Genomic DNA, 1,992 nt, shown 5'->3' on the forward strand with positions numbered 1-1,992 from the left:
GTCAGGACATAGTCAGCAGAGGATCTGTCAACTGCACCTTTTTGAAAGAAAAAATAAGTGCCTATGGATCCGATGAAAAGGAGGCTGGATATCGAGAAAACAATCCATTTATGATTTAAGGACCATGTAACTACTTTTGGAAAACGAACAGCTGGTTTATGTTCAGGAAGCTTTGTATTCTTTAATAATCCCGCACTCATTAACGGAACAACAGTCAACGCGACAATCAAGGATGCTAGCAAGGAATAAGTAACGGTTAAAGCGAATGGTAAAAGAAATTCTTGAAGTCCACCATTCAGTAAACTCATCGGTAAGAAAACGGCTACTGTTGTTAATGTAGAGGCAGTAATAGCAACCCCCACTTGCTTCGTTGCGTCAATTACCATTTGAACTGAGAATTTCTCTGTTTGCATTTTTCGGAAAATATTTTCGATAACGACAATACTGTCATCTACTAGGCGTCCAACTGCAACAGCGACACCACCGAGTGTTAAGATATTCAATGTCACACCAGACCAAGACAGAAGGAATAGTGTGAAACACAGGGATAGAGGAATCGATATTATGGTAATAAAAGTAGAACGGATATTTCTCAGGAAAACCATAATGACGATTGTTGCAAATAGTGCACCAAGAAGAACTTCTTTTATCATAGTGTGAACGGAATTTTGAACCATATCAGCAGAGGATATGTAAATAACAGATTCCTGCTGATCATACTTTTCGTTGATTTCCTTTGTTACTTTTTCTACTTCTTTACTAATAGTCACCGCATTGGATTGACTGTCCTTTGTGATGCTAATATCTAGGCTTTCTTTTCCATTAAATCGGCTAATGAAATTTGCATCTTTTGTTTCTTCAATTGTTGCAATATCTCCAAGCGTCACACTGGGTGAAACAGTTAAGCCTTTTAGTTTTTCAATGCTTGTTAAATCACCGATTACTTTAATATTGCTTGTTTTTCCGTCAATAATCTTTTCACCGACAGCTACAGCAGTATTTTGACCATTAAGAATGCCTATAACTGTTTGAAGAGAAATTTGATTTTCAGCCAATTTTTCATCATCAATATTCACGGAAATGACGGAATCTGTAATCCCATATAGATCTACACTGGAAACACCTTTTATTTCTTGATAAAGAGATTGAAGCTCTTCACGTGCAAAATCTATATTTTCTGTAGTCACACCTTCTTCAAAGGTGACAGCAATGTTTGCAATTGGAATCATAGATGTATTAAGCTGTGATATTGTTGGCTTGGATATATAGTGCGGCAAAGCTACATTACTTAACGCATCTTGCACATCCTGTTTGGCTTGTTTCATATCATATCCTGCTTCGAAAAACAGGTCTACTTTTGAAAATCCATCTCCTGTTGTAGAATAGACGGATGTTTTTCCATTCAATCCTGCAACAGCTCTTTCAATCGGATAGGTTACTTCTGATTCCATCGTATTGGAGTCAGTTCCCTGTCCAACGGAAATAATGGTGACTTGCGGATTATCCGCAGATGGTAAAAATTCCATAGGCAATCTAAAATAGCTGACAATACCTATCACCAATATTAAAATGGTTAATACAGCGACAGCAGCCCTGTTACGAAAAGCCCACTTGGTAAATATCGACATAACAAGTTCCCTCCATAAAATTACAAATTTGATATCAAAAGAAATATACTATAAATGCAAAACGAAAAATCAGACTTTTATTAAACTTTACAAAAACTTAATTCAAACTATGTGCTCCCTTCTTACCATCGTTTCAGTTGCATCTTCATTGTAAAAAAAAGGAGTATCTTCCACATTGATCCTTAGGATTATATTTTTCTAAGACCTAAGACTTAGAAGATAATGGAAAAGTAAACGGAGTGATGTTTTGAACATGAGAAAACATCCTAATAACCTCTCAAACTATGCAACGTATTGTTCGAAAAGAACAAAGGTATTTTCAGACGATTACGTTGTTATAAGGGGTTAGGGGTCACGCCGTTTC

Annotated in this window: 1 protein-coding gene; it reads right to left on the minus strand. The window is 36.4% G+C overall.

Translation table 11 applies throughout. The features are described 5' to 3' along the window. Window positions 1-1,628 (minus strand): efflux RND transporter permease subunit (locus AC1DSL_RS17590; RefSeq protein WP_477533221.1); only part of this gene is annotated, 1,628 nt, incomplete at its 3' end. Between the last annotated feature and the right edge of the window lie 364 nt (window positions 1,629-1,992).

It is taken from the genome of Paenisporosarcina sp. P4_D4 (assembly GCF_056401835.1).